Source organism: Pseudomonas sp. FBCC-B545, assembly GCF_059134095.1.
Map to the genome: position 1 here is coordinate 5469997 of NZ_CP101441.1, position 23257 is coordinate 5493253.

The following is a 23257-nucleotide window of genomic DNA, read 5'->3' on the forward strand; positions in this document are numbered from 1 at the left end:
ACAGTAGGTGTGGTCATGGTTTTGTAGGAAGACGCGCTAATAGATCAGGCAATGCGCTCTGTATCGTGTCCCAGACAACATCAAGGTTGATATCGAAGTAACCGTGAGCTATACGGTTGCGCATCGCCCGCATATTGCGCCAAGGAATGTGTGAATGGCCCGCAGCGAAGTCCGGATACTGGTCCATGATTTTAGTCGACGCCTCACCAATTATGATCACGGCTTGTTGTGTTCGCCTGTCCTCCAAAAAATCGTCCTTACTCAACCCCTCGACAAACGTCATAGCGTCAGTGGCCGCTTGCCTTATGTGCTCGAGATAATCCCCTAAGCGATTTTCTGTCATACAGGACGGGCCTCAGCCAACACCTTAGCGCGAAACTTCAAAGGCAAGTCGCCAGGCGTCAACAGGTCGACATTGACGCCTAACAAGTCCTCAAGCTCGACCTGAAACCCGCCAAGATCAAAAAGAGTTGTTCCCGGCGGCGCATCAACGAGCAAATCAAGATCACTGCCTTCTTGGTCGGTACCCGCTAATACAGATCCAAATATTCTTGGGTTTGATATTTGGAACCGTCCAATCACCTCTCTGACAGCTGCTCGTTTTAGATCAAGTGCAGTTGAAGGTTTCACGACTCACCTCGGTGATGTGCATTAGAAGCTCAGTCTAGCAGCGCTTACTCTGTGTAGACATGCCCCAGCCATCACTTGTGTGTCGTCGTTCCGTCACATTCCATTGCTACCGTCCTGCGAAATATCTTGCAACATCTCGCCAAGGACTCCCCCGCAATGAGTGACGAGCACGAAGACCGCCCCTCCCCCGACTCCACCACCCAAGCACCGGTAGACACCAGCCGCCGACGCTTCCTCGGCGGTGCGGCGGTGTTGGGGGTCGGTGCGACCTTGAGTGCCTGCGGCAATACCAGCGACGCACCCAGTACGCCGGTACCGCGACCGCTTACGCCTCAAGAGCTGGACAAGGCGTTGCACGACCAGGTGAAGACCGTGGTGGTGATCTATGCCGAGAATCGTAGCTTCAACAACCTGTTTGCCGATTTCCCAGGATTGGAGAAACCGCTTTCAGCGTTATCCGCCACGGACTTCCAGCAGCGCGACCGCGATGGCAGTGTACTGACCACCCTGCCCCCCACGTGGGGCGGTGTGTTGCAAGTCGGCCCGCAAACCGTGGATGGGGTGACCTATCCCAGCGAAGTGCAATTCCAGCAAAACCTGCCCAACGCGCCGTACGCTCTCAAGGGTCCTAACGCCGAAGACCTGCCATTGAGCCTGGTGACCCGCGACTTGTGGCATGTGTTCTATCAGAACCAGATGCAGATCAACGACGGCAAAAACGACGGTTTTGTCGCCTGGGGCGATTCCGGTGGCCTGGTCATGGGCCATTATGCCCAGAGCCGTTATTCCCTGCGCCTGTGGGACGTGGCCAAGGAGTTTGTACTCTGCGATAACTTTTTCCAGGGCGCATTTGGTGGCTCGTTCCTCAATCACCAATACCTGATCAGCGCCACGGCGCCGTTCTATCCTGATGCCGCGCAGTCGGTGGCCAAGGCGCAGATCGCCACATTGCAAAGCGATGACCCCACCGACACGCGCCTCAAACCTTTGGACAAGTCCCCGGCCAGCGCGATGACCGGCCCGCCGCAATTCGGCCCCAGTGCGCTGACACCGGATGGCTACGGGGTGAACACCCTGGCCCCACCGTATTGGCCCACTTGGATTCGCGACCCGGAAAATCCGGATTATTCCAAACCAGACCTGCCCAACGTACTGGTGCCGCAAACCCACGAGCACATTGGCGACAAGCTGTCGAAAAAGAACGTCGACTGGGCCTGGTACGCCGGGGCGTGGCAAGCCACTTTGGAGCAGTTCAAGGATTCCGGTGGCATCCCCAAGATTCCGAACTTTCAGTACCACCACCAACCGTTCAACTACTTCAAGCAGCAAGGCCCGCAAAACCGCGCTGAACGTGAAAAGCGCCTGCGCGACGCTGGCTTGGGCGATGAGTCGACGACCAACAAGTTCTTCGCCGATGCACAGGCCGGCAAGCTGCCTGCCGTGAGTTTCTATAAGCCCCAGGGCAACCTGAACATGCACGCCGGTTATGCCGATATCGCCTCGGGTGACCGCCATATCGCCCGCGCCTTGAAGGTGCTGCAAGAAAGCCCGCAGTGGAAAAACATGGTAGTGGTGGTCACCGTCGATGAAAACGGTGGCTGGTGGGACCATGTGGCGCCGCCCAAGGGTGACCGCTGGGGTCCGGGCACGCGGGTGCCGGCCCTGGTGGTGTCGCCGTTTGCGCGCAAAGGCACGGTGGACCATACGGTCTATGACACAGCATCCATCTTGCGCTTGGTCACCCGGGTGTTCCAACTGGAAACCCTGGAAGGCCTCAAGCAGCGCGATGACGCGATGATTGCCCGCGGCCAGAAGCCCATGGGCGATTTGACCAACGCCTTGCAGTTCAACCTGTAGGGGCTTATCCAATAACGACATGCCTGGCGATTTAACACGCGAACTTCCTGATCAGCCGCTACTGTGTGCAGGTGGGCTTTTATCCCGCGCAGACGGGCTTCGCTGACAAGGAACCAACTATGTTTAAACCGACCAGGCTGTCCTTCACCCTGGCCGCACTGCTGGCGAGTGCGGTCGTACAGGCCGACATCGAGGTGCCACTGGGCAGTACGCAACGTGTCACCCAGCTGTTTGCGTTCCCTAATAATTGCAATGTGATCTGCTTTCGGCCGTGGACGCTGGAACAGACCGCCGAGCACTATTTGAACCAAAGCCTGCAGCGTGACGGTTACAGCCGGGCCAAGGTCAGCGTGAAAACCCACGACGGCCAGATCGCGGCGACCTTCAGCGGCGTACCGGATACCTACGGTCAATCCTTGACCACCTTGCTCAACACTGCGGACCTGGCTTATCAAGGCGCCAGCCGACTCAATAGCGACGGCAAGTGGGCTTATAACTGGGATCTGTTCCTGCCGCTGGGCATGGCCCTGGAGAACCGCAAGAGCATCGAACTGCTGCACTTCCCACCGGATTACTCACTCACCCAGGCCCAGGACTATCTGGAGTCGGCCACCACTGACCGCTGGGCGGCGCTGCTCACCGACAACGGTATCCCGGCCAGCGAAACGCCGGCCTACCAGACCATCATCGATATCGCCCCCATCGCCGCGCCGTCCAATGCAGGTAAAGACCTGGAAAAAGTCTACAGCTACTTCACCGAGTACCAGACCCGCATGGTCAGGGAACTGAGCCTGCGCGCCAATGGGTCACTGCCGATGGTGGCATTCGGCGCGCCGGTGCGCAGCTGGATCAAGCAACAATACGGCCAGAATGTGGGCGTGCTGGAACTGGCACAAATCAGCCCGGCAGCCGGCAAAAACGTATCCGTGCTGGGCGCCAACCACCCCAGCTACATCTGGTATGCGGCGGACCCGGCAAGCTATGACGGCGATGAACAAAAGGCTGACGACGCCGGGTTGAAAGTAATGGGCCAGGATTTGAGCGCGGCCTGCTGGCAAGCCGGCATGGGCCAGAAACCCGCCAGCGATGCGAATGTGTTACTCAAGGCGTGCATGAACACCTGGCAAGTCACACGCAAGGAGCAGACCTGTGAGTTGTTCTACACCTCGGTGCGCCACCTGACGCCGGAGCAGGCCAATGCCAAGTGCGCTACACCGTCTATCAAGGCGCAGTTGAAACAGCTGAAAAATGTCGCCCCAGTGCCCACCATCATGGCGCCTGTGCTTTAACGCGAACAAACCGTCTCTACTGTCAAGATTGACAGTAGATATCGGGCCCAACTTCGGCGAATCTTGGGCCGCGCCCATTTGCTGCAAGACTGGCAGTCACCTAATACCCGCAGGTCCATGCAGCCCCGTTCAGGAGAGTAATGAAAACTCAAGCCATGGATAAGGCTAAAACCGCGGTGAGTAGCTGCCTGTATCCCTTCAAGACGCTGCTCGTGGAGCAAGGTTACCCCTCGACCGAGCACTTCCAGATCAAGCGAGGCACCCACGGGATGACGGGCGGTGTCATGGCGCGCATTGCCTTTGACAGCCGCGTGCGCATTGCCCAGGTTTCTGGCTACGCCGTCAGCGACCGACGCCCGCATACGCTGCAGCTATCGCCGCGTATCCATTTGTACGATTGTTGGTTCTGCGGCCTGTTGCAGCACTCCTGCAACCCGAACGTGTTCCTGGACACCACGTACCTGGAGCTATGGACGGTGCAACCCATCCTCGCCGGTAGCCTGCTGACCCTTGATTACGCCATGACCGAAGACGCACTGGCCCGGCAGTTCGCTTGCCATTGCGGCGAGCTGAACTGCCGGGGTTGGATCACCGGCAGCAAGGAACCGCTGAACGCCGAAGGCCAGGCTTTCATGACCTGGTGGCGCGAACACAAGCGGTCTTAGGCTTCGCCCAGCGGACGTAGGCGGTACTGCGGCGGGAGCTGCTCGAAACCACTGATGGTGGTGTTCAAGCTCTTCCAGCGGCCATCCTTGATGCCATAGATGCAGCCATGGATCGACAGGCTCTGCCCACGGTGCCAGGCATTTTGCACAATGCTGGTGTGGCCGACATTGGCCACCTGCTGGATCACATTGAGTTCGCACATGCGATCAACGCGTTCTTCTTCAGTTGGCAGTTGAGCCAACAGGTCGCGGTTCTCGTAGTAGAGATCACGAATAGTGCGCAGCCAGCCGTCGATCAGGCCGAACTGGCGGTCCTGCATCGATGCACGCACGCCGCCACAGCCATAGTGGCCGGTGACGAGGATGTGCTTGACCTTGAGCACGTCGACTGCGTACTGGATCACCGACAGGCAATTGAGGTCGGTGTGCAGCACCACGTTGGCGACGTTGCGGTGCACGAACAGATCACCGGGCAACATGCCGACGATCTCGTTGGCCGGTACACGGGCATCGGAACAGCCGATCCACAAGTACTCCGGGGTCTGCTGGCGGGCGAGCTTGGCGAAGAATTCGGGATCTTCCTGTTTGATCGCATCCGCCCAGCGTTCGTTGTTATCAAGCAGGTCTTGTAGTTCGTTCATCAGGGAAAGCCTCAGGAATGATGCGCAGTTTTGTGACTGACAACCCCTCGTCCAGGTCACGCCGAGTGTTAATTAGCTTGAATCTTTAGGGAGCCACGCCTGTCCACACACTATAAGCCCCACAGTATGAGGATTGGCCATGACTGAATCACGACGTCCCTACGGCGCAACCCAGCCGGAACCTATTGACGATAACGAAGACCGCATGGGTGAAATGCGCGAGCTGGATTTTGACCAGGAAGACCAGACAGCGGAAATCGGCGATGAAATCCCGCATGGCGAGCGCGAGCACCTGATGCCCGACGAACGGGCACGAGAGGCCGGGATGACCGGGGCTTCGACCGATGACCATGAATCGACCGATGATGATATGAGCCCGGAAACGCTGATTCATGAGGATGGTGCCAGAGATGCTCGGGAGGAAGGAGAAGACAGCCCGGCGGACTATGATCTGAGCGTTGTTGGTGAAGAGGATATTGGCGGCGGAGATGGCCTGGATGAGGCCGAACTGGCCGATCTGGACCCGCTCAACGGCAAACGCTGACACAACGCCGCACAAAATGTGGGAGGGGGCTTGCTCCCGACGGCGGTGTGTCAGGCACTTAATAAGTCACTGACCCATCGCTATCGGGAGCAAGCCCCCTCCCAGATTGGTTCCGGTGTTCAGTCGACCAGGGTGCAGGCCATGACGACAGCATCCTCGCGGCCACCGACAGCCGGGTAATAATCCCGGCGGCGACCGATCTCGTTGAAGCCATAGCGCTCGTACAACCGAAACGCGCCGGTATTGCTGTCGCGCACTTCCAGGAAGCACTCCCGGGCATTGGCCGCATAGGCACGGGACATCAGGTGTTCCAGCAGCGCCAAACCCAATCCGCGCCCCTGGTTTTCCGGTTTAACGGTGATGTTCAGCAAGTGCGCTTCATCGAGAATGATCTGCACCACCCCATGGCCCACCTGCTGCTCACCTTCGAACATCAGCCAGATTTGATACTTGCCCAGCCCGTCGAGAAAGATGCCACGGGTCCAGGGATGGCTGAACGCCGCATATTCGATTTTCAGCACGGCGTCGAGGTCGGCCTCGGTCATCGGGCGGAAGGATAAAGCCTCACTCATCAGTTGTTTTCCAGCGCGCCATCAGCCGGCGCATGGCTTGCCAGACATCAGCCTTACGCTGTGGCTCTTCCATTAATAATTCCAGGCCCGGCAGGGCCCACACCGAGCCCAGGCTGTCGACCTGCAACTCGCGGTACCAGGCCTCGGCATTGGCTTCGCCGGCAAACCGCACGGCGGGCAGGCCGATCAACCATAGGCACACGCAGGATTCGTCTTCCAGGCGCGCCGAGACAAAACCCTGGACGAAATCCCGTGCAGCTTCGGGGCCCTGGTCCATAGTGCCGCGCACCAGCAGCGGCCAGCGTACAGGCTCGCCGATGATCTGGGGGCTGTCGGGCAGGCCGGCGGCGCGCAGCATGTCCTTGAGCAGCAGGTAGGCCGGGTCGCGTGACTGGAAACGCTCGCCGGTGGGCAGTTCCACCAGCAAGAGGCAACGCCCGGCCCGCAGCAATTGCAAGGCAAAGCGTGGCGGCGGCACTACCGGCGCCTTGACTACCGGCGCTGCCTCTTCGGCGACCTTGACCGCCTTGGTCACTGGCGAAGGGCGTGGCACTTCGATCTTGGCCCGTTCGACTGCAGGGCGCATCTCGGGGGCGGGTTTGACCACTGCCACGGGCGCGGCCGCTTCCTCTCCCGAAGTCTCGAACGCCTCATAGGGTTCAAGCGCTTGCAACAACTCGGGCCGCGACGGCGCGGCAAACGGCAGTTCGGTGCGGGGCAGCCAGTTGACCACCTGCATGGCGGTCAAGTAAGCGCGACGTCGGGACTCGATAAGCACAGCTCGGCCACTTGTGGATAAGTAAAGAGCGGGGATTCTACCGCTGTTGGGTAACAATCGCCCACTGTGCACTGACCGGCTGTGGATAAATCCCGCGCCTGATGCAGTACAATCGCGACTTTTAATCGCCAACCAGCCGGCCATTCCCATGATCGAACCCAAGCGCGTCCTGCGCGCCCTCGCCGAACACTGGGCCTTACTCGAGCCTCTGTGCGAACACTTCGACCAAGGCACACTGAGCCTTGCCGAGCTGCGCGCACAATTGGCCGCCCAACAACTGGACAGCACGCCCCAGGACATCACCAGCCTGCTGGACGTGTGGATTCGCCTGGATATCCTGGTGCCTGTGGCCAAGAGCCCGAACCGTTTCGAGCTCAACGCGCAGATCCATGACTTCCTCGCCTACCTGCGCAAGGAGCACCGGCTTGGCCTGTGCCTGGAAATCGAAGCCTACCTGCGCCACCTCGAGCGCCTGGCCGGTTATATCCAGGACGCCTTCGACATCCGCGACGGCCATGACCTGGCGCGGCAACTGCGCCTGCTGGACATGCGCGTGCGCGATGTGCTGAAAAAGCTCGCCAACGACGAACAGGCCCTCGCCGCCGTGGCCGACCGCGCCAAGACCAGCGACCGCCAGATTCCGTTGCGCCAGCGCTACGCCGAGGTCTTGGCGACCTGGGACGAATACGTCGAGCCGATGATCCAGCTGGTGAACGCCGACGGTGCCTTCGAGCAAGGTGTGCGCAAGGTCGAGAACGTGCTGCTGCGCATGCTTACCGAGCAACAGCGTCTTGGCCACTTGGTGGACGACGACATGCTGCTGCGTACCCACGCGCGCATCCTCGAAATGCAGACCAGCGCCCAGCTGACCTTGCGCCATGCGCGCGAGCTGCTGTTGCCGCTGCGCGAAGAAGCGCGCCGACACAACGCCGTGACCCGTGGCGCGGCGCTGGCCCTGTCGGCGATCCGCCGCAAGGGCCTGGACGCAGTGCCACAGGCTGCAATGCCGATGTTTACCCGGCCACAAAGCACCTTCCTGGGCAGTGCCAGCCAGGTCGAAGCTTATGTGTATGCCCTGGCGAATTTCGAGCCGAAACCGGCGCGTTTCCCCAAGGCGCACAAATCCCACAAGGGCGAAGCCCAGCGCGCGCCGCGTACGGTCAAGGAAATGCTCGAGCGCTGCGAAGACGCACTGCCGATGCCGGACCTGATGACCTGGCTGCTGGAGCAGGAACCGGACGGCGCTACCGACGAATTGCTGTACTGGTTTTCGCGCCTGTCCCGGGAGAAACGCTTCAAGCGCGAACGCCTGGAACGCCGCGATTACCACACCCACGAGCACCAGGTCAGCCTGCGCTCCTTCGCCCTGCTCCCGGCCGGCAGCGACGCCACCGAGAATTCTGCGAGCACGCCTTATGCATCTTGATCTATCCGAACTGTCCCAGCTGGCGCCGATCTTTCGCGAGCTGTTCAAGGGTTACCACGTCAGCCGCCGTGATCCGGAGCTGTACGCGCAACTGTCGAACTTCCAGGACCAGTACCGCACGCTGTTCAAGGCCCTGGGCTTCGAGCTGGTGTGCGATACCCGCGGTTTCTATTACTTCGTGCCGGATTCCGCCATTGCCAGCGCGCAGGTCAACAAGACGGCCCAGCGCCTGGCCTTGTTTACCTTCATCCTCGTCGAGCATCTGGCCGACCAGGGTCGCGACCCGATTGCCGTGCTCGACGGCGGCAGCCTGGGCCGCGATGAATTGCCTTCGCTGCTGGAGAAATACCGCGACCTGTTTATCCAGGCCGAAGTGCAGACCCAGGAAGAACTCGAAGAAAGAATCATGCGCCGCATGACCCAACTGGGTTTTGCCAGCGAAGACAATGGCATCTACCGCTTCCTGCCGCCGATGCACCGCTTCCTCGACGTGTGCCTCTCCGTGCAGCAGGACCGCGACCTTGCCGCCAGCGTTCACAGCGTACTGCCGCTGCCGGCGCCGGTGATCATCGACGAAGACAGCGATGAAAAACTGCTGGAGACCGATGACCCGCTGGACCTGAGCGCCTTCAATGAGGAAAGTGAAGAAGACGCCCTGGCCCGTGCCATTGCCGAAGAACAGGAGACCGACGCATGAGTAAGGAACGCTACGGCATCCGCCGCTTCGCCCTATTGAACACCGCCGGTTACAGCCTGGGCTTGTTCCCGCTGGAAGAACCGCTGTCGGTGTATGGCGCGAACAACCTGGGTAAATCCGCATCCATCAACGCCTTGCAGTTCCCGATCCTGGCGCGCATGTCGGACATGAGTTTCGGCAAGTACACCCTGGAACAATCGCGGCGCTTCTACTTTGCCACCGACACCAGTTACATCCTGGTGGAGGTCTCCCTGCCCCACGGCCCGCACGTCATCGGCGTGGTCGGGCGTGGGCCAGGCGGAGGTTTCGGTCACCAGTTCTTTGCCTATGCCGGCAAGCTCGACCTGGCCCACTACCAGAAAAACGACACCTGCCTGCGCCAGAAAGAACTGTTCACCAACCTTGAGCGCGAGGGTCTCAAAGCCTACGAACTCAAGCCTGATGAACTGCGGCGCTTGCTGGTGGGCGGCCATACATCGATCCCGCTGGACCTGACCCTGATCCCGCTGCGTTCCACCAGCGAACAGAGCCTGAAGACCTTCCGCGCGCTGTTCATCAACCTGTTGCACATGCGCGAAATTACGGCGGCCAAGCTCAAGCAGCTGTTCCTCGATGCGTTCGAACACAGCCTGCGCTCCGGCAGTGTCGACTACATCGCCGCGTGCGAAGAAGCTTTCCGCGATGTGCGACGCATGGAGCAGGACTACAACTCGCTGGTGGCGGCCGGGCCGTTGGTCGAGGCGCTGGCCAATGGCGTGAAACAGCGCGACGCCTTGCGCGGCAAACTGCATCGCCTGTCACCGTTGCTGGATTCATTGCTGGGCACCTGGTCGGACTACGCCAGTGCGCGCAAGGAAGAGCTGACCATTCAGGCCGAGCACTACCGCAACGAACAGGATGCGCTGCAGAACGACCAACGCGGTGGCACCCAGGAACTGATGCGTCTGGAGCGGGAAATCAGCGGCATCCAGCGCTGGTTGGGCGAATTGTCGGTGCTCAAGCATCGCTTCGCGCTGGTGAATGACGTCAAGGTGCTGGAGCAGCAATTGCTGGCCGCTAAGGATGCCCACGATGAACTGGCGGGCGCCTTGGCGCAGTCGCGGCAGTTCAGCGCCGAGGATCTGGACGAGCGTCTGCGCGACCTGGAAAAACGCTTGAAGTCCGTCAAGCAGCAGCTCGATCACGCCGACAACAACAGCTACGCCAAACTGCGCGAAGAATTCTCGCAGCAGGATGTCGAGCGCCTGATGCGCCTGTTCAACAGTTCGTTGTTCAGCCTGCCGCTGGGTGAGCATGGCATCACGCTGGACGAGGACGGCCAGTGGGTCAAATCCCTGGAACAGATCCTCGATGGCTTCAAGGGCGAACGCTTTGAAGTGCCGGGGCTGTCCATCGACATCTCGCACATCGAGCCTCCGGCCTTGCAGGCCCTGGCGGATCGCGCCGCATTGCGTGACCAGAAAGAGCGCCTGGAAAAAGAACTCAAGCAACTGAAAACCCAGCAGGTCGTGGTTTCCGACCGCGCCGCGAGCAAGACCCAGACCGAAGCGCTGTACCAGCAGGTGCTGGACGCCCAGAAGGCCTTGGAAGACTTCCGTCGCACTCAGACCCTGAGTGCCGAAGAAGGCGAAAAGCTCGAACAACTGGCGCAGATGGAAGCCGCCCAGGACGAGTTGAAGCGCTCCAGCGATGCGTTTACCGAGCGCGTGCAGCAACTGTCGGCCAAGCTGCAATTGGTCGGCCGCCAGATCGGCGACATGGAAGCCAAGCAACGTACGCTGGATGACGCGCTGCGTCGTCGCCAGCTGTTGCCGGCAGACCTGCCGTTCGGCACACCGTTCATGGACCCGGTCGACGACTCCATGGACAACCTGCTGCCGCTGCTCAATGACTATCAGGACAGCTGGCAGGGCTTGCTGCGCGCCGATGGTCAGATCGAAGCGCTGTACGCCCAGGTGCGCCTCAAGGGGGTGGCCAAGTTCGACAGTGAGGATGACGTCGAACGTCGCCTGCAACTGCTGATCAACGCCTATGCGCACCGTACCGACGAGGCGCTGACCCTCGGCAAGGCTCGGCGTGCGGCGGTCACCGATATTGCCCGGACCCTGCGCAACATCCGCAGCGACTACGACAGCCTGGAACACCAGCTGGCGCTGTTCAACCGCGAGATCAACAAGCGCCAGGTCTCCAACCTGCAAAGCTTCCGCATCGTGCTGGCGCCGAACAAGGAAGCCCTCAAGCATATCGACCAGATCATCCACAGTGCCGGCCAGTATGAAGAAGGCGAGACGCTGTCGGTGTTCGACCTCAGCCAGAGCGCCGAGCAGGACAACAAGAACGAAGAGGCCAAGGAATACCTGGCACGCCTGGTGGCTGCCAACCATAACCAACTGGGCCTAAAGGATCTGTTCGAACTGGCGTTCGAGATCACCAAGGTACACGGCCAGCCGGTAATCCATACCGACATCGACGGTGCGGCTTCCAACGGCACCACCATGACCATCAAGGCGCTGACCAACATGTACTTGTTGTTGCACCTGATGGACCGTGACCAGGCTGGTCGTGTGCGTTTGCCGTACTACCTCGACGAAGCGGCAGACATCGATGAGAAGAACCAGGCCGCATTGCTGGAAACCAGCCTGCAACTGGGCTTTGTGCCGATCCTGGCGAGTGTGAAGCCGCAGGTGTCCGCCCAGGTGGCGATCGATCTGGAAGGCGGCAGCGGGCCGAACGGCATCTACATCGATGAGGCGGACTGGAAGTACATCCGTCGCCATGATGTGGTGAAGGCGACAGTGAATGTGCAGGCGGACGAGCCGGAGCTGGATGAGGTCTGACGTGTTGCGCTGAAATGCAAAAAGGCCGCGATCTTATGGATCGCGGCCTTTTTTTGTGAGGTTTGCGGTGATTTTCAGGGCCTCATCGGGGGCAAGCCCCCTCCCACACTCTGATTTGTGAATACAGTCAAAATGTGGGAGAGGGGCTTGCCCCCGATGGCCGCGCCTCGGTCTATTTGCCCAGCGGGATCTTAGGCGCCCAGGTCAGCCACTCATCTTCAAATTTGTCGAACAATGGGAACGTCTGTTGCGGCCGTGCGGGGTTGCCCATGCGCTCGCCATCAGGCGTGGCAAAGGCGATCCCGCCGGCCACCAACGTCTCCAGGGACTCGGTGCGCACCGTCGCACCTTTGAACAGGCCGAAGTCGAGCCCGAAGCCACTGGTGTTCCAGAAGCGGCTGCCACTGCGTACCAGTGGCGCGTATTTGGGTTCGATCAGGATGTGCACCAGCACACGGTCGGCGGTTTGGCCCAACTCATAGCCGGTAACTTTGCCCACGGTGACTTCACGGTAGGTGACCGGCACGCCTTCCTTCAACGAACCACGGCGAGCGGCGCTGAGTGTCAGGCTCAGGCCCGCTTCCTGATGCACTGCTTCAGGTGGCTGGGCCAGGGCGACAAAACTCTTCTGCGGGCCGGCATTTTTCATCGCCGGTTGCACCTCGATGTATTGGCCGGTGACCAGGGTTTCCAGGTTGGCCGTCTTCATCAGCCCCAGTTCAGGCTTGACCACCCAGAACTGGCTGCCAGAACGAGCGATGCGGTCCGCCACTTGGGTGATACGCGCTTTGAGCAGCACCGATTGCATGTCGGCACTGAGATCGACGCTCTCGATCTTGCCCACATCCAGGCCCTTGAAGCGTACCGGTGTGCCTGGACTCAGGCCGTCGGCGCGGTCGACCTTGATGGTCACCAGGGTCCCGTGCTGGTTGGCGGCTTCACGGTCAGCAAACAGACGGAAGCGCGGGATGCGGCGTTTGAGCGGCACATTCGGTTCCGGCGTTTCGAAGGCGATACCGCCGGCCATCAGGCTGGCCAGGGATTCACTCTTGACCTGAATGCCGCCGGTAAGCCCGCCGGTGAGGGTAACGCCGCTGGCATTCCAGAAACGCGTGGAGCCGTTGACCAGGCTTTCATATTCCTTCTCGATATGAACGCCGATCACCAATTGTTTTTTCTTGCGCGAAAACTGGTAGCTCTGTACCGAACCGACCTTGACCTGCTTGTACAGAATCGGGCTGCCGACATCCAGCGAGCCCAGGCTGTCGGTGAGCAACACCATGTGCAGGCCTGGGGAGCGCAGGTCCAAAGGCGGCGCCTTGGCACGAGCCACGTATTCCCGCTGGGGCGGCGTACCTTTGTCACCCGGACGGATGGCGATGTAGTTGCCTTTGACCAGTGCCTCCAGGCCAGTGATACCAGCCAGGGAGATGGACGGCTTGACCACCCAGAATTGCGTGTCCTGAACCAAGTAATCTTCGGCCAATGGATCAAGAGTCAACTCGGCGCTGGCACTGGACAGGTCCGGGTCGATCTTCAGGGTTTTCAGGCTACCGACCTGAATGCCCTTGTACATGACCGGAGTCCGGCCGGCCTGCAGGCCTTCGAAGTCGGTGAGCTTGACCTTGACCTTGATACCCGCTGCGGCGGCATCGAAATCTTCGTATAGGCGGAACGGCAGGCTCGGGTCGGTGGGCGGGCTGTCTTTGCGATTCTCCGGCGTGGCAAAGGCGATGCCGCCTGCAACGATGCTGGACAGCGATTCGCTGCGCACCTTCACCCCGGAGAGATTGGCGTCGATGCTGATGCCGCTGGCGTTCCAGAAGCGCGTGTGTTTGCGCACCAAATTGGCGTAGGTTGGCTCAATATAGACCTTGATCTCGACGGTACTCTGGTCTTCAGACAACAGGTAGCTTTTGACCTGGCCGACCTGAATCTGCTTGTAGAACACCGGGCTGCCGCGGTTCAGCGAGCCCAGGCGGTCGGCCTTTAGGGTCAGGTGCAAGCCGGGCTTGGCATCGGATAACGGTGGTTCTTCGGAGAGTGCCTTGAATTTGCGCGTTGGCTCGCCATCGCCTGGGCTGGCGGCGATGTAGTTACCCGAGACCAGGGTCTCCAGGCCGGTAATGCCGGCCAGGCTGACGCTGGGCTTGACCAACCAGAAGCGGGTGTTGGTCTTGAGGTATTGTTCGACATCCTTGTTCATCTCGATGGTAGCAATCACCCCGCGATTGCTGCCCTCGTCATCCAGGGCCAAGGCTTTGACCTTGCCTACGGTCATGCCTTTGTAAACCACTTCGGTTTTGTTGACCTGGATACCTTCGCCGCTCTCGAAGCGAACCTGGATCTCGATGCCTTGCTGGGAATAGGCACGCCATCCCAGCCAGCCGCCGATGATCAGGGCAATCAGGGGCAACACCCAAATGGCCGACCAATTGGAGGCTGGGCGGGTTTTAGCTTTAGGCAATTCACTCATGGTCGTCGTCCGACTCCGTGTTATCCCAAATCAGTCGGGGATCGAAAGTTACTGCGGCAAGCATCGTCAAGATCACCACACTGGCGAATGCTGCAGCACCGAGATTGGCCTCGACACTGGCAAGTCGCCCAAAGTTAACGACCGCCACCAGGATGGCGATCACGAAGATATCCAGCATGGACCAGCGGCCAATGAATTCGATAAAGCGGTACATCACAATGCGTTGTTGCGCGGACAGCGGTTGGTGACGCTGCACCGAGAACAGCAGCAGGCCGATGCCTACCAACTTGAACGTCGGCACCAGGATACTGGCGATGAATACCACAGCGGCGATGGGAAACATCCCGTGCTGCACCAGCTGGATCACACCGGCCATGATGGTGCTGGGATCGCCTTGGCCGAGGGAGTTCACGGTCATGATTGGTAACAGGTTGGCGGGGATATACAGAATCGCCGCGGTCACCAGTAATGCCCAAGTGCGTGTAAGGCTGTTGGGACGCCGAGCATGGATCAACGCACCGCAACGGGTGCAGAGCTGCTCGTCGGCATCCGCTTCCTGCTTGTTCAATTCATGGCATTCGGTACACACCAGAATGCCTGCATCAATCGCCCGCATGATCATCCTCTCCTGAGAGTGCTCGCCAGACCTGGTGGGGCGACATCACCACCTCCAGCAGTACTTGAACCATTAATAGACTGATGAAACAGGCCAGGCCCAGGCCAACCGTAATGGAAGCCATGTCGGCAAGTTTTACGATTGCCACCAGCACGCCCATCAAGTAGACCTCCAACATCCCCCAATCCTTCATGTGGTGGTAGATGCGGTACAGCAGCAGCCCATAACTGCGGCCGATCTTCCAGCGAATGCTGAGCAGCACGGCTAATTGGCAGAGCAGCTTGAGCAAAGGAATGCCCATGCTGCACAGGAACACCACTACGGCAACGCCTTGCATGCCGGAATCGAACAGGCCGACAACGCCGCTCCATACAGTGTCCTGCGAGGTCTGTCCGAGTAGATTGAGCTGCATGATGGGCAGAAAGTTCGCAGGGACGTACAGCAGTAGGGCTGCGAGCACCAAGGCCAGGCTTCGTTCGACGACATTGTGGCGATGAGCGTACAGCTCGTAACCACAACGCGGGCATTGGGCTTTTTCGCCGCGGGCGAGCGTTGGCTTGCGCATCAGCAAGTCGCACTCATGGCATGCCACCAGGTCGTCCAGTGGTAAGTCTGACGCCTCAATGGCATCAACCGGATCGGGCATAGATAGGGCTCTGACTCTAAAAATGGTTAGGTGGCTATTCTAGTGGTCTGGTTCAGAAATAACTGTGCAATTTTGTCGGGGCTGAGAGGGAGAGAGTGTCAGGCGTACGGGGACAAGGTGGACACTTTCCGAGCGCCCAAAACAAAACCCCAACTGCTTTCGCAATTGGGGTTTCGGAATTTAATCTTGACGATGACCTACTCTCACATGGGGAAACCCCACACTACCATCGGCGATGCATCGTTTCACTACTGAGTTCGGGATGGGATCAGGTGGTTCCAATGCTCTATGGTCGTCAAGAAATTCGGGTACTGAGTCGTGGCCAGCTGGCCTCGCTTCAGCAAATTGGGTATGTGACAGCTGTCGGTGCTTTGTGAGCGTCGAACTTTCGGTTCATTTCGTCTTCACACACCGCAATCTGATGCTCGTTAGAGTAGTCAAATTGCTTGGGTGTTATATGGTCAAGCCTCACGGGCAATTAGTATTGGTTAGCTCAACGCCTCACAGCGCTTACACACCCAACCTATCAACGTCGTAGTCTTCGACGGCCCTTCAGGGGACTCAAGGTCCCGGTGAGATCTCATCTTGAGGCTAGTTTCCCGCTTAGATGCTTTCAGCGGTTATCTATTCCGAACATAGCTACCCGGCAATGCCACTGGCGTGACAACCGGAACACCAGAGGTTCGTCCACTCCGGTCCTCTCGTACTAGGAGCAGCCCCTCTCAAATCTCAAACGTCCACGGCAGATAGGGACCGAACTGTCTCACGACGTTCTAAACCCAGCTCGCGTACCACTTTAAATGGCGAACAGCCATACCCTTGGGACCGGCTTCAGCCCCAGGATGTGATGAGCCGACATCGAGGTGCCAAACACCGCCGTCGATATGAACTCTTGGGCGGTATCAGCCTGTTATCCCCGGAGTACCTTTTATCCGTTGAGCGATGGCCCTTCCATACAGAACCACCGGATCACTAAGACCTACTTTCGTACCTGCTCGACGTGTCTGTCTCGCAGTCAAGCGCGCTTTTGCCTTTATACTCTACGACCGATTTCCGACCGGTCTGAGCGCACCTTCGTACTCCTCCGTTACTCTTTAGGAGGAGACCGCCCCAGTCAAACTACCCACCATACACTGTCCTCGATCCGGATAACGGACCTGAGTTAGAACCTCAAAGTTGCCAGGGTGGTATTTCAAGGTTGGCTCCACGCAGACTGGCGTCCACGCTTCAAAGCCTCCCACCTATCCTACACAAGCAAATTCAAAGTCCAGTGCAAAGCTATAGTAAAGGTTCACGGGGTCTTTCCGTCTAGCCGCGGATACACTGCATCTTCACAGCGATTTCAATTTCACTGAGTCTCGGGTGGAGACAGCGCCGCCATCGTTACGCCATTCGTGCAGGTCGGAACTTACCCGACAAGGAATTTCGCTACCTTAGGACCGTTATAGTTACGGCCGCCGTTTACCGGGGCTTCGATCAAGAGCTTCGCGTTAGCTAACCCCATCAATTAACCTTCCGGCACCGGGCAGGCGTCACACCCTATACGTCCACTTTCGTGTTTGCAGAGTGCTGTGTTTTTAATAAACAGTCGCAGCGGCCTGGTATCTTCGACCGGCATGAGCTTACGGAGCAAGTCCTTCACCCTCACCGGCGCACCTTCTCCCGAAGTTACGGTGCCATTTTGCCTAGTTCCTTCACCCGAGTTCTCTCAAGCGCCTTGGTATTCTCTACCCAACCACCTGTGTCGGTTTGGGGTACGGTTCCTGGTTACCTGAAGCTTAGAAGCTTTTCTTGGAAGCATGGCATCAACCACTTCGTCATCTAAAAGATAACTCGTCATCAGCTCTCGGCCTTAGAATCCCGGATTTACCTAAGATTCCAGCCTACCACCTTAAACTTGGACAACCAACGCCAAGCTGGCCTAGCCTTCTCCGTCCCTCCATCGCAATAACCAGAAGTACAGGAATATTAACCTGTTTTCCATCGACTACGCTTTTCAGCCTCGCCTTAGGGACCGACTAACCCTGCGTCGATTAACGTTGCGCAGGAAACCTTGGTCTTTCGGCGTGGGTGTTTTTCACACCCATTGTCGTTACTCATGTCAGCATTCGCACTTCTGATACCTCCAGCAAGCTTCTCAACTCACCTTCACAGGCTTACAGAACGCTCCTCTACCGCATCACTTACGTGATACCCGTAGCTTCGGTGTATGGTTTGAGCCCCGTTACATCTTCCGCGCAGGCCGACTCGACTAGTGAGCTATTACGCTTTCTTTAAAGGGTGGCTGCTTCTAAGCCAACCTCCTAGCTGTCTAAGCCTTCCCACATCGTTTCCCACTTAACCATAACTTTGGGACCTTAGCTGACGGTCTGGGTTGTTTCCCTTTTCACGACGGACGTTAGCACCCGCCGTGTGTCTCCCATGCTCGGCACTTGTAGGTATTCGGAGTTTGCATCGGTTTGGTAAGTCGGGATGACCCCCTAGCCGAAACAGTGCTCTACCCCCTACAGTGATACATGAGGCGCTACCTAAATAGCTTTCGAGGAGAACCAGCTATCTCCGAGCTTGATTAGCCTTTCACTCCGATCCACAGGTCATCCGCTAACTTTTCAACGGTAGTCGGTTCGGTCCTCCAGTTAGTGTTACCCAACCTTCAACCTGCCCATGGATAGATCGCCCGGTTTCGGGTCTATTCCCAGCGACTAGACGCCCTATTAAGACTCGCTTTCGCTACGCCTCCCCTATTCGGTTAAGCTCGCCACTGAAAATAAGTCGCTGACCCATTATACAAAAGGTACGCAGTCACCCAACAAAGTGGGCTCCCACTGCTTGTACGCATACGGTTTCAGGATCTATTTCACTCCCCTCTCCGGGGTTCTTTTCGCCTTTCCCTCACGGTACTAGTTCACTATCGGTCAGTCAGTAGTATTTAGCCTTGGAGGATGGTCCCCCCATATTCAGACAAAGTTTCTCGTGCTCCGTCCTACTCGATTTCATGACTAAGAGATTTTCGCGTACAGGGCTATCACCCACTATGGCCGCACTTTCCAGAGCGTTCCGCTAATCTCAAAGCCACTTAAGGGCTAGTCCCCGTTCGCTCGCCACTACTAAGGGAATCTCGGTTGATTTCTTTTCCTCAGGGTACTTAGATGTTTCAGTTCCCCTGGTTCGCCTCTTGCACCTATGTATTCAGTACAAGATAACCATCTTATGATGGCTGGGTTCCCCCATTCAGACATCTCCGGATCAAAGTCTGTTTGCCGACTCCCCGAAGCTTTTCGCAGGCTACCACGTCTTTCATCGCCTCTGACTGCCAAGGCATCCACCGTATGCGCTTCTTCACTTGACCATATAACCCCAAGCAATCTGGTTATACTGTGAAGACGACATTCGCCGAAAATTCGAATTTCTCAGTTAAGAGAACTCACAAATTTTACCTTAGCCTGATCCGTTACCAGTGAAAGTAACGTTCAGTCTATCTTTCTATCACATACCCAAATTTTTAAAGAACGAACTAGTCAAAGACTAGAAATCAACATTCACCATCACAGCGATGGAATGCTCATTTCTAAGCTTTATACAAACAGAAGCAGTAGTGGTGGAGCCAAACGGGATCGAACCGTTGACCTCCTGCGTGCAAGGCAGGCGCTCTCCCAGCTGAGCTATGGCCCCGTATTTCTACAGGCGTTTCCCACACAAAATTGGTGGGTCTGGGCAGATTCGAACTGCCGACCTCACCCTTATCAGGGGTGCGCTCTAACCAACTGAGCTACAGACCCAATTTCGAGCTGCTAAGGCCGACCTCACCCTGCTCTTTACCACAAAGCATGGGGTGCGCTCTAACCAACTAAGCTACAACCCTTTAGGCTGCTTCTTTATCGTCTTCTTCAATGAATCAAGCAATTCGTGTGGGAACTTATGGAGCAGCTGATGTCGTCGATTAAGGAGGTGATCCAGCCGCAGGTTCCCCTACGGCTACCTTGTTACGACTTCACCCCAGTCATGAATCACACCGTGGTAACCGTCCTCCCGAAGGTTAGACTAGCTACTTCTGGTGCAACCCACTCCCATGGTGTGACGGGCGGTGTGTACAAGGCCCGGGAACGTATTCACCGCGACATTCTGATTCGCGATTACTAGCGATTCCGACTTCACGCAGTCGAGTTGCAGACTGCGATCCGGACTACGATCGGTTTTCTGGGATTAGCTCCACCTCGCGGCTTGGCAACCCTCTGTACCGACCATTGTAGCACGTGTGTAGCCCAGGCCGTAAGGGCCATGATGACTTGACGTCATCCCCACCTTCCTCCGGTTTGTCACCGGCAGTCTCCTTAGAGTGCCCACCATTACGTGCTGGTAACTAAGGACAAGGGTTGCGCTCGTTACGGGACTTAACCCAACATCTCACGACACGAGCTGACGACAGCCATGCAGCACCTGTCTCAATGTTCCCGAAGGCACCAATCTATCTCTAGAAAGTTCATTGGATGTCAAGGCCTGGTAAGGTTCTTCGCGTTGCTTCGAATTAAACCACATGCTCCACCGCTTGTGCGGGCCCCCGTCAATTCATTTGAGTTTTAACCTTGCGGCCGTACTCCCCAGGCGGTCAACTTAATGCGTTAGCTGCGCCACTAAGAGCTCAAGGCTCCCAACGGCTAGTTGACATCGTTTACGGCGTGGACTACCAGGGTATCTAATCCTGTTTGCTCCCCACGCTTTCGCACCTCAGTGTCAGTATCAGTCCAGGTGGTCGCCTTCGCCACTGGTGTTCCTTCCTATATCTACGCATTTCACCGCTACACAGGAAATTCCACCACCCTCTACCATACTCTAGTCAGTCAGTTTTGAATGCAGTTCCCAGGTTGAGCCCGGGGATTTCACATCCAACTTAACAAACCACCTACGCGCGCTTTACGCCCAGTAATTCCGATTAACGCTTGCACCCTCTGTATTACCGCGGCTGCTGGCACAGAGTTAGCCGGTGCTTATTCTGTCGGTAACGTCAAAATTGCAGAGTATTAATCTACAACCCTTCCTCCCAACTTAAAGTGCTTTACAATCCGAAGACCTTCTTCACACACGCGGCATGGCTGGATCAGGCTTTCGCCCATTGTCCAATATTCCCCACTGCTGCCTCCCGTAGGAGTCTGGACCGTGTCTCAGTTCCAGTGTGACTGATCATCCTCTCAGACCAGTTACGGATCGTCGCCTTGGTGAGCCATTACCCCACCAACTAGCTAATCCGACCTAGGCTCATCTGATAGCGCAAGGCCCGAAGGTCCCCTGCTTTCTCCCGTAGGACGTATGCGGTATTAGCGTCCGTTTCCGAACGTTATCCCCCACTACCAGGCAGATTCCTAGGCATTACTCACCCGTCCGCCGCTCTCAAGAGAAGCAAGCTTCTCTCTACCGCTCGACTTGCATGTGTTAGGCCTGCCGCCAGCGTTCAATCTGAGCCATGATCAAACTCTTCAGTTCAAACATCTTTGGGTTTTTAAGAAACCCTAAACTTGGCTCAGCAATCGTTGGTTACATCTTTGATTTCTCGCGGAGTAACTTGTGATGCTGATAATCTTGTTGACTATCAGTCTGACTCCACAAGCACCCACACGAATTGCTTGATTCAGTTGTTAAAGAGCGGTTGGTTAAGAGCTTTCGTCTCAACCGAGGCGCGCATTCTACAGCAGCCTCATTTGCTGTCAAGTGATTATTTTCAGAAGCTTTCGAAGATTTCTTCAACAACTTCAACCACTTGCGCTTCTGATCTCTCATCAGCGGGAGGCGAATTCTACAGCGTTACACGCTGCTGTCAACACCTCTTTTTCAACTTCCTTTGGACTTCGATGAACTGAAGCTACTTGCTGCCGAAAACTTCATAACTCATTGTTTACCAAGGAGTTTTCCGTTTCGACTGCGCCGGAAGTGGGGCGAATTATAGGCTTCCAGAATCTGCCGTCAACCTTCTTTTTCACATTTCTGTCATATGGGTCAAAAAAGCCCCGAAAACGCGAAAGCCCGCCCGAAGGAGCCGGCTTTCCACTTACCGAGCCTTACAGACTAGGAAAGGCGAACTGCGACGCTTCATGGCTAGCCCGTTGCGGCCAACGCTGGGTAATCGCCTTGCGACGGGTGTAGAAACGCACTCCGTCCGGCCCGTAGGCATGCAGATCGCCAAACAGCGAGCGCTTCCAACCACCAAAGCTGTGATAGGCAACCGGAACCGGCAGCGGCACATTGACCCCCACCATGCCCACTTCAATCTCGTCACAGAACAGCCGCGCCGCCTCACCATCACGAGTAAAGATGCAGGTGCCATTGCCATATTCGTGATCATTGATCAGCTGCATTGCAGCTTCCAGGCTGTCGACCCGCACCACACACAGCACCGGTCCGAAGATTTCTTCTTTATAGATGCGCATCTCAGGGGTCACGCGATCGAACAGACTGCCACCGAGGAAGAAGCCTTGCTCATGCCCGGCAATGCTCAAGCCGCGACCATCAACCACCAACTCCGCACCCGCAGCCACACCTTCTTCTATGTAGCCACTGACCTTATCCCGCGCCTGGCCCGTCACCAATGGCCCCATATCCAGGCCACAAGAGGTCCCCGCACCAATTTTCAACGCCTTGACCTGCGGCACCAACTTGGCGATCAACGCATCCGCCACTTGATCGCCGACGCACACAGCCACCGAAATCGCCATGCAACGCTCACCGCAAGAACCATACGCCGCCCCCATCAAGGCACTCACGGCATTATCCAGATCTGCATCCGGCATCAGCACTGCGTGATTCTTCGCCCCGCCCAACGCTTGTACGCGCTTGCCGCGCTTGGTCGCTTCGGAATAGATGTACTCGGCAATCGGCGTCGAGCCTACAAAGCTCAAGGCTTTTACTTCCGGCGCTTCGATCAATGCATCCACCGCACCCTTGTCGCCGTGCACCACACTCAGTACACCTTTAGGCAAGCCGGCCTCCTGCAACAGTTGCGCGATCAACAGCGTCGAGCTTGGATCACGTTCGGACGGCTTAAGGATGAAACAGTTACCGCACACAATCGCCAGCGGGTACATCCACAACGGCACCATGGCCGGGAAGTTGAACGGCGTAATCCCCGCCACCACGCCCAACGGCTGGAAGTCCGACCACGCATCAATGTTAGGCCCCACGTTACGGCTGTACTCACCCTTGAGAATCTCCGGTGCCGAGCACGCGTACTCCACATTCTCGATCCCGCGCTTGAGCTCGCCCGCCGCGTCTTCCAAAGTCTTGCCGTGTTCTTCGCTGATCAACTGCGAGATACGCGCTTCGTTCTGCTCCAGCAATTGCTTGAAACGGAACATCACCTGCGCACGCTTGGCCGGCGGCGTATTACGCCAGGCCGGGAACGCCGCCTTGGCCGAGTCGATCGCGCTTTGAATGGTTTCGCGACTGGCCAACGGCACCTGGTGAATCACCTGGCCCGTGGATGGGTTGTACACATCGGCGGTACGGCCACTGTCGCTGACCAACTGGCCGTTGATCAAATGCTGGATAAGGCTCATGCAGGGCTCCTGAAAAATTGTTCTATATAGAAGGAAAAA

16 protein-coding genes, 2 tRNA genes and 3 rRNA genes are annotated in these 23257 nt (G+C 57.5%); 7 read left to right on the forward strand and 14 right to left on the reverse strand.

Going from position 1 to position 23257, the window contains the following annotated elements:
- Positions 1-13: 13 nt before the first annotated feature.
- A complete protein-coding gene (locus NMB39_RS25305; protein ID WP_057024823.1) occupies positions 14-343 on the reverse strand; it encodes a HepT-like ribonuclease domain-containing protein in 330 nt (109 codons plus the stop codon).
- Complete coding sequence (locus NMB39_RS25310; protein ID WP_057024822.1) at positions 340-630, reverse strand: nucleotidyltransferase family protein; 291 nt, start codon at positions 628-630, stop codon at positions 340-342. Before NMB39_RS25310 ends, NMB39_RS25305 begins: the two co-directional genes overlap by 4 nt.
- Positions 631-786: 156 nt before the next feature.
- Here NMB39_RS25310 and NMB39_RS25315 point away from each other — a divergent pair, with 156 nt between their 5' ends.
- From NMB39_RS25315 to NMB39_RS25325, 3 genes are all read left to right on the forward strand, one after another.
- Positions 787-2487, forward strand: coding sequence for an acid phosphatase (locus tag NMB39_RS25315; protein ID WP_494339918.1), 1701 nt, complete (start codon positions 787-789; stop codon positions 2485-2487).
- Positions 2488-2606: 119 nt separating this feature from the next.
- Positions 2607-3776, forward strand: coding sequence for a hypothetical protein (locus NMB39_RS25320; RefSeq protein ID WP_057024820.1), 1170 nt, complete (start codon positions 2607-2609; stop codon positions 3774-3776).
- A 140-nt stretch (positions 3777-3916) separates the two neighbouring features.
- Positions 3917-4441 (forward strand): hypothetical protein, encoded by a 525-nt coding sequence (locus NMB39_RS25325; RefSeq protein WP_057024819.1) that lies wholly within the window; start codon positions 3917-3919, stop codon positions 4439-4441.
- On the opposite strand, the gene can is transcribed toward NMB39_RS25325, so the two are convergent.
- Complete coding sequence (gene can / locus NMB39_RS25330) at positions 4438-5082, reverse strand: carbonate dehydratase (RefSeq protein WP_046070813.1); 645 nt, start codon at positions 5080-5082, stop codon at positions 4438-4440. The genes NMB39_RS25325 and can overlap by 4 nt on opposite strands.
- A gap of 139 nt (positions 5083-5221) precedes the next feature.
- Here can and NMB39_RS25335 point away from each other — a divergent pair, with 139 nt between their 5' ends.
- Positions 5222-5626: a hypothetical protein gene (locus NMB39_RS25335; RefSeq protein ID WP_057024818.1), complete on the forward strand. Its 405-nt coding sequence runs from the start codon at positions 5222-5224 to the stop codon at positions 5624-5626.
- Between the two features lie 119 nt (positions 5627-5745).
- Here NMB39_RS25335 and rimI read toward each other — a convergent pair whose 3' ends face one another.
- Positions 5746-6198 carry a ribosomal protein S18-alanine N-acetyltransferase gene (rimI, locus tag NMB39_RS25340; protein WP_003188286.1) on the reverse strand — a complete coding sequence of 151 codons (453 nt, stop codon included), beginning with the start codon at positions 6196-6198 and terminating at the stop codon, positions 5746-5748.
- Complete coding sequence (locus NMB39_RS25345) at positions 6191-6937, reverse strand: energy transducer TonB (RefSeq protein ID WP_494340566.1); 747 nt, start codon at positions 6935-6937, stop codon at positions 6191-6193. Before NMB39_RS25345 ends, rimI begins: the two co-directional genes overlap by 8 nt.
- 187 nt (positions 6938-7124) lie before the next feature.
- Here NMB39_RS25345 and mksB point away from each other — a divergent pair, with 187 nt between their 5' ends.
- Genes mksB through mksF form a run of 3 tightly spaced genes read left to right on the forward strand, consistent with a single transcriptional unit; the run spans position 7125 to position 11936 of the window.
- Entirely contained in the window at positions 7125-8402 is a 1278-nt protein-coding gene (mksB, locus tag NMB39_RS25350) for an Mks condensin complex protein MksB (protein WP_057024816.1), read from the forward strand.
- The gene (gene mksE, locus NMB39_RS25355; RefSeq protein WP_057024815.1) at positions 8392-9099 is read left to right on the forward strand and encodes an Mks condensin complex protein MksE; all 708 of its coding nucleotides are present in this window, start codon (positions 8392-8394) and stop codon (positions 9097-9099) included. The genes mksB and mksE overlap by 11 nt, the downstream gene beginning before the upstream one ends.
- The gene (gene mksF, locus NMB39_RS25360) at positions 9096-11936 is read left to right on the forward strand and encodes an Mks condensin complex protein MksF (protein WP_057024814.1); all 2841 of its coding nucleotides are present in this window, start codon (positions 9096-9098) and stop codon (positions 11934-11936) included. The genes mksE and mksF overlap by 4 nt, the downstream gene beginning before the upstream one ends.
- 172 nt (positions 11937-12108) lie before the next feature.
- On the opposite strand, the gene NMB39_RS25365 is transcribed toward mksF, so the two are convergent.
- The 9 genes from NMB39_RS25365 to NMB39_RS25405 all read right to left on the reverse strand — a co-directional run bounded on the left by NMB39_RS25365 (position 12109) and on the right by NMB39_RS25405 (position 23218).
- Positions 12109-14412 (reverse strand): PqiB family protein, encoded by a 2304-nt coding sequence (locus NMB39_RS25365; RefSeq protein ID WP_494339917.1) that lies wholly within the window; start codon positions 14410-14412, stop codon positions 12109-12111.
- Positions 14405-15028 carry a paraquat-inducible protein A gene (locus tag NMB39_RS25370; protein ID WP_043051825.1) on the reverse strand — a complete coding sequence of 208 codons (624 nt, stop codon included), beginning with the start codon at positions 15026-15028 and terminating at the stop codon, positions 14405-14407. Before NMB39_RS25370 ends, NMB39_RS25365 begins: the two co-directional genes overlap by 8 nt.
- The gene (locus NMB39_RS25375) at positions 15015-15674 is read right to left on the reverse strand and encodes a paraquat-inducible protein A (RefSeq protein ID WP_198719309.1); all 660 of its coding nucleotides are present in this window, start codon (positions 15672-15674) and stop codon (positions 15015-15017) included. Before NMB39_RS25375 ends, NMB39_RS25370 begins: the two co-directional genes overlap by 14 nt.
- Before the next feature lie 184 nt (positions 15675-15858).
- Positions 15859-15974 (reverse strand): 5S ribosomal RNA (gene rrf / locus NMB39_RS25380).
- A gap of 157 nt (positions 15975-16131) precedes the next feature.
- Positions 16132-19023, reverse strand: a 23S ribosomal RNA gene (locus NMB39_RS25385).
- A gap of 247 nt (positions 19024-19270) precedes the next feature.
- Positions 19271-19346 (reverse strand) — tRNA-Ala (locus NMB39_RS25390).
- 30 nt (positions 19347-19376) lie between these two features.
- Positions 19377-19453: transfer RNA gene (locus tag NMB39_RS25395), tRNA-Ile, on the reverse strand.
- Between the two features lie 162 nt (positions 19454-19615).
- Positions 19616-21152, reverse strand: a 16S ribosomal RNA gene (locus NMB39_RS25400).
- The 16S, 23S and 5S rRNA genes sit together here with 2 tRNA genes alongside, the layout of an rRNA operon.
- A gap of 572 nt (positions 21153-21724) precedes the next feature.
- Positions 21725-23218, reverse strand: a complete 1494-nt coding sequence (locus NMB39_RS25405; RefSeq protein WP_057025667.1) for a CoA-acylating methylmalonate-semialdehyde dehydrogenase — start codon at positions 23216-23218, stop codon at positions 21725-21727.
- Positions 23219-23257: the final 39 nt, after the last annotated feature.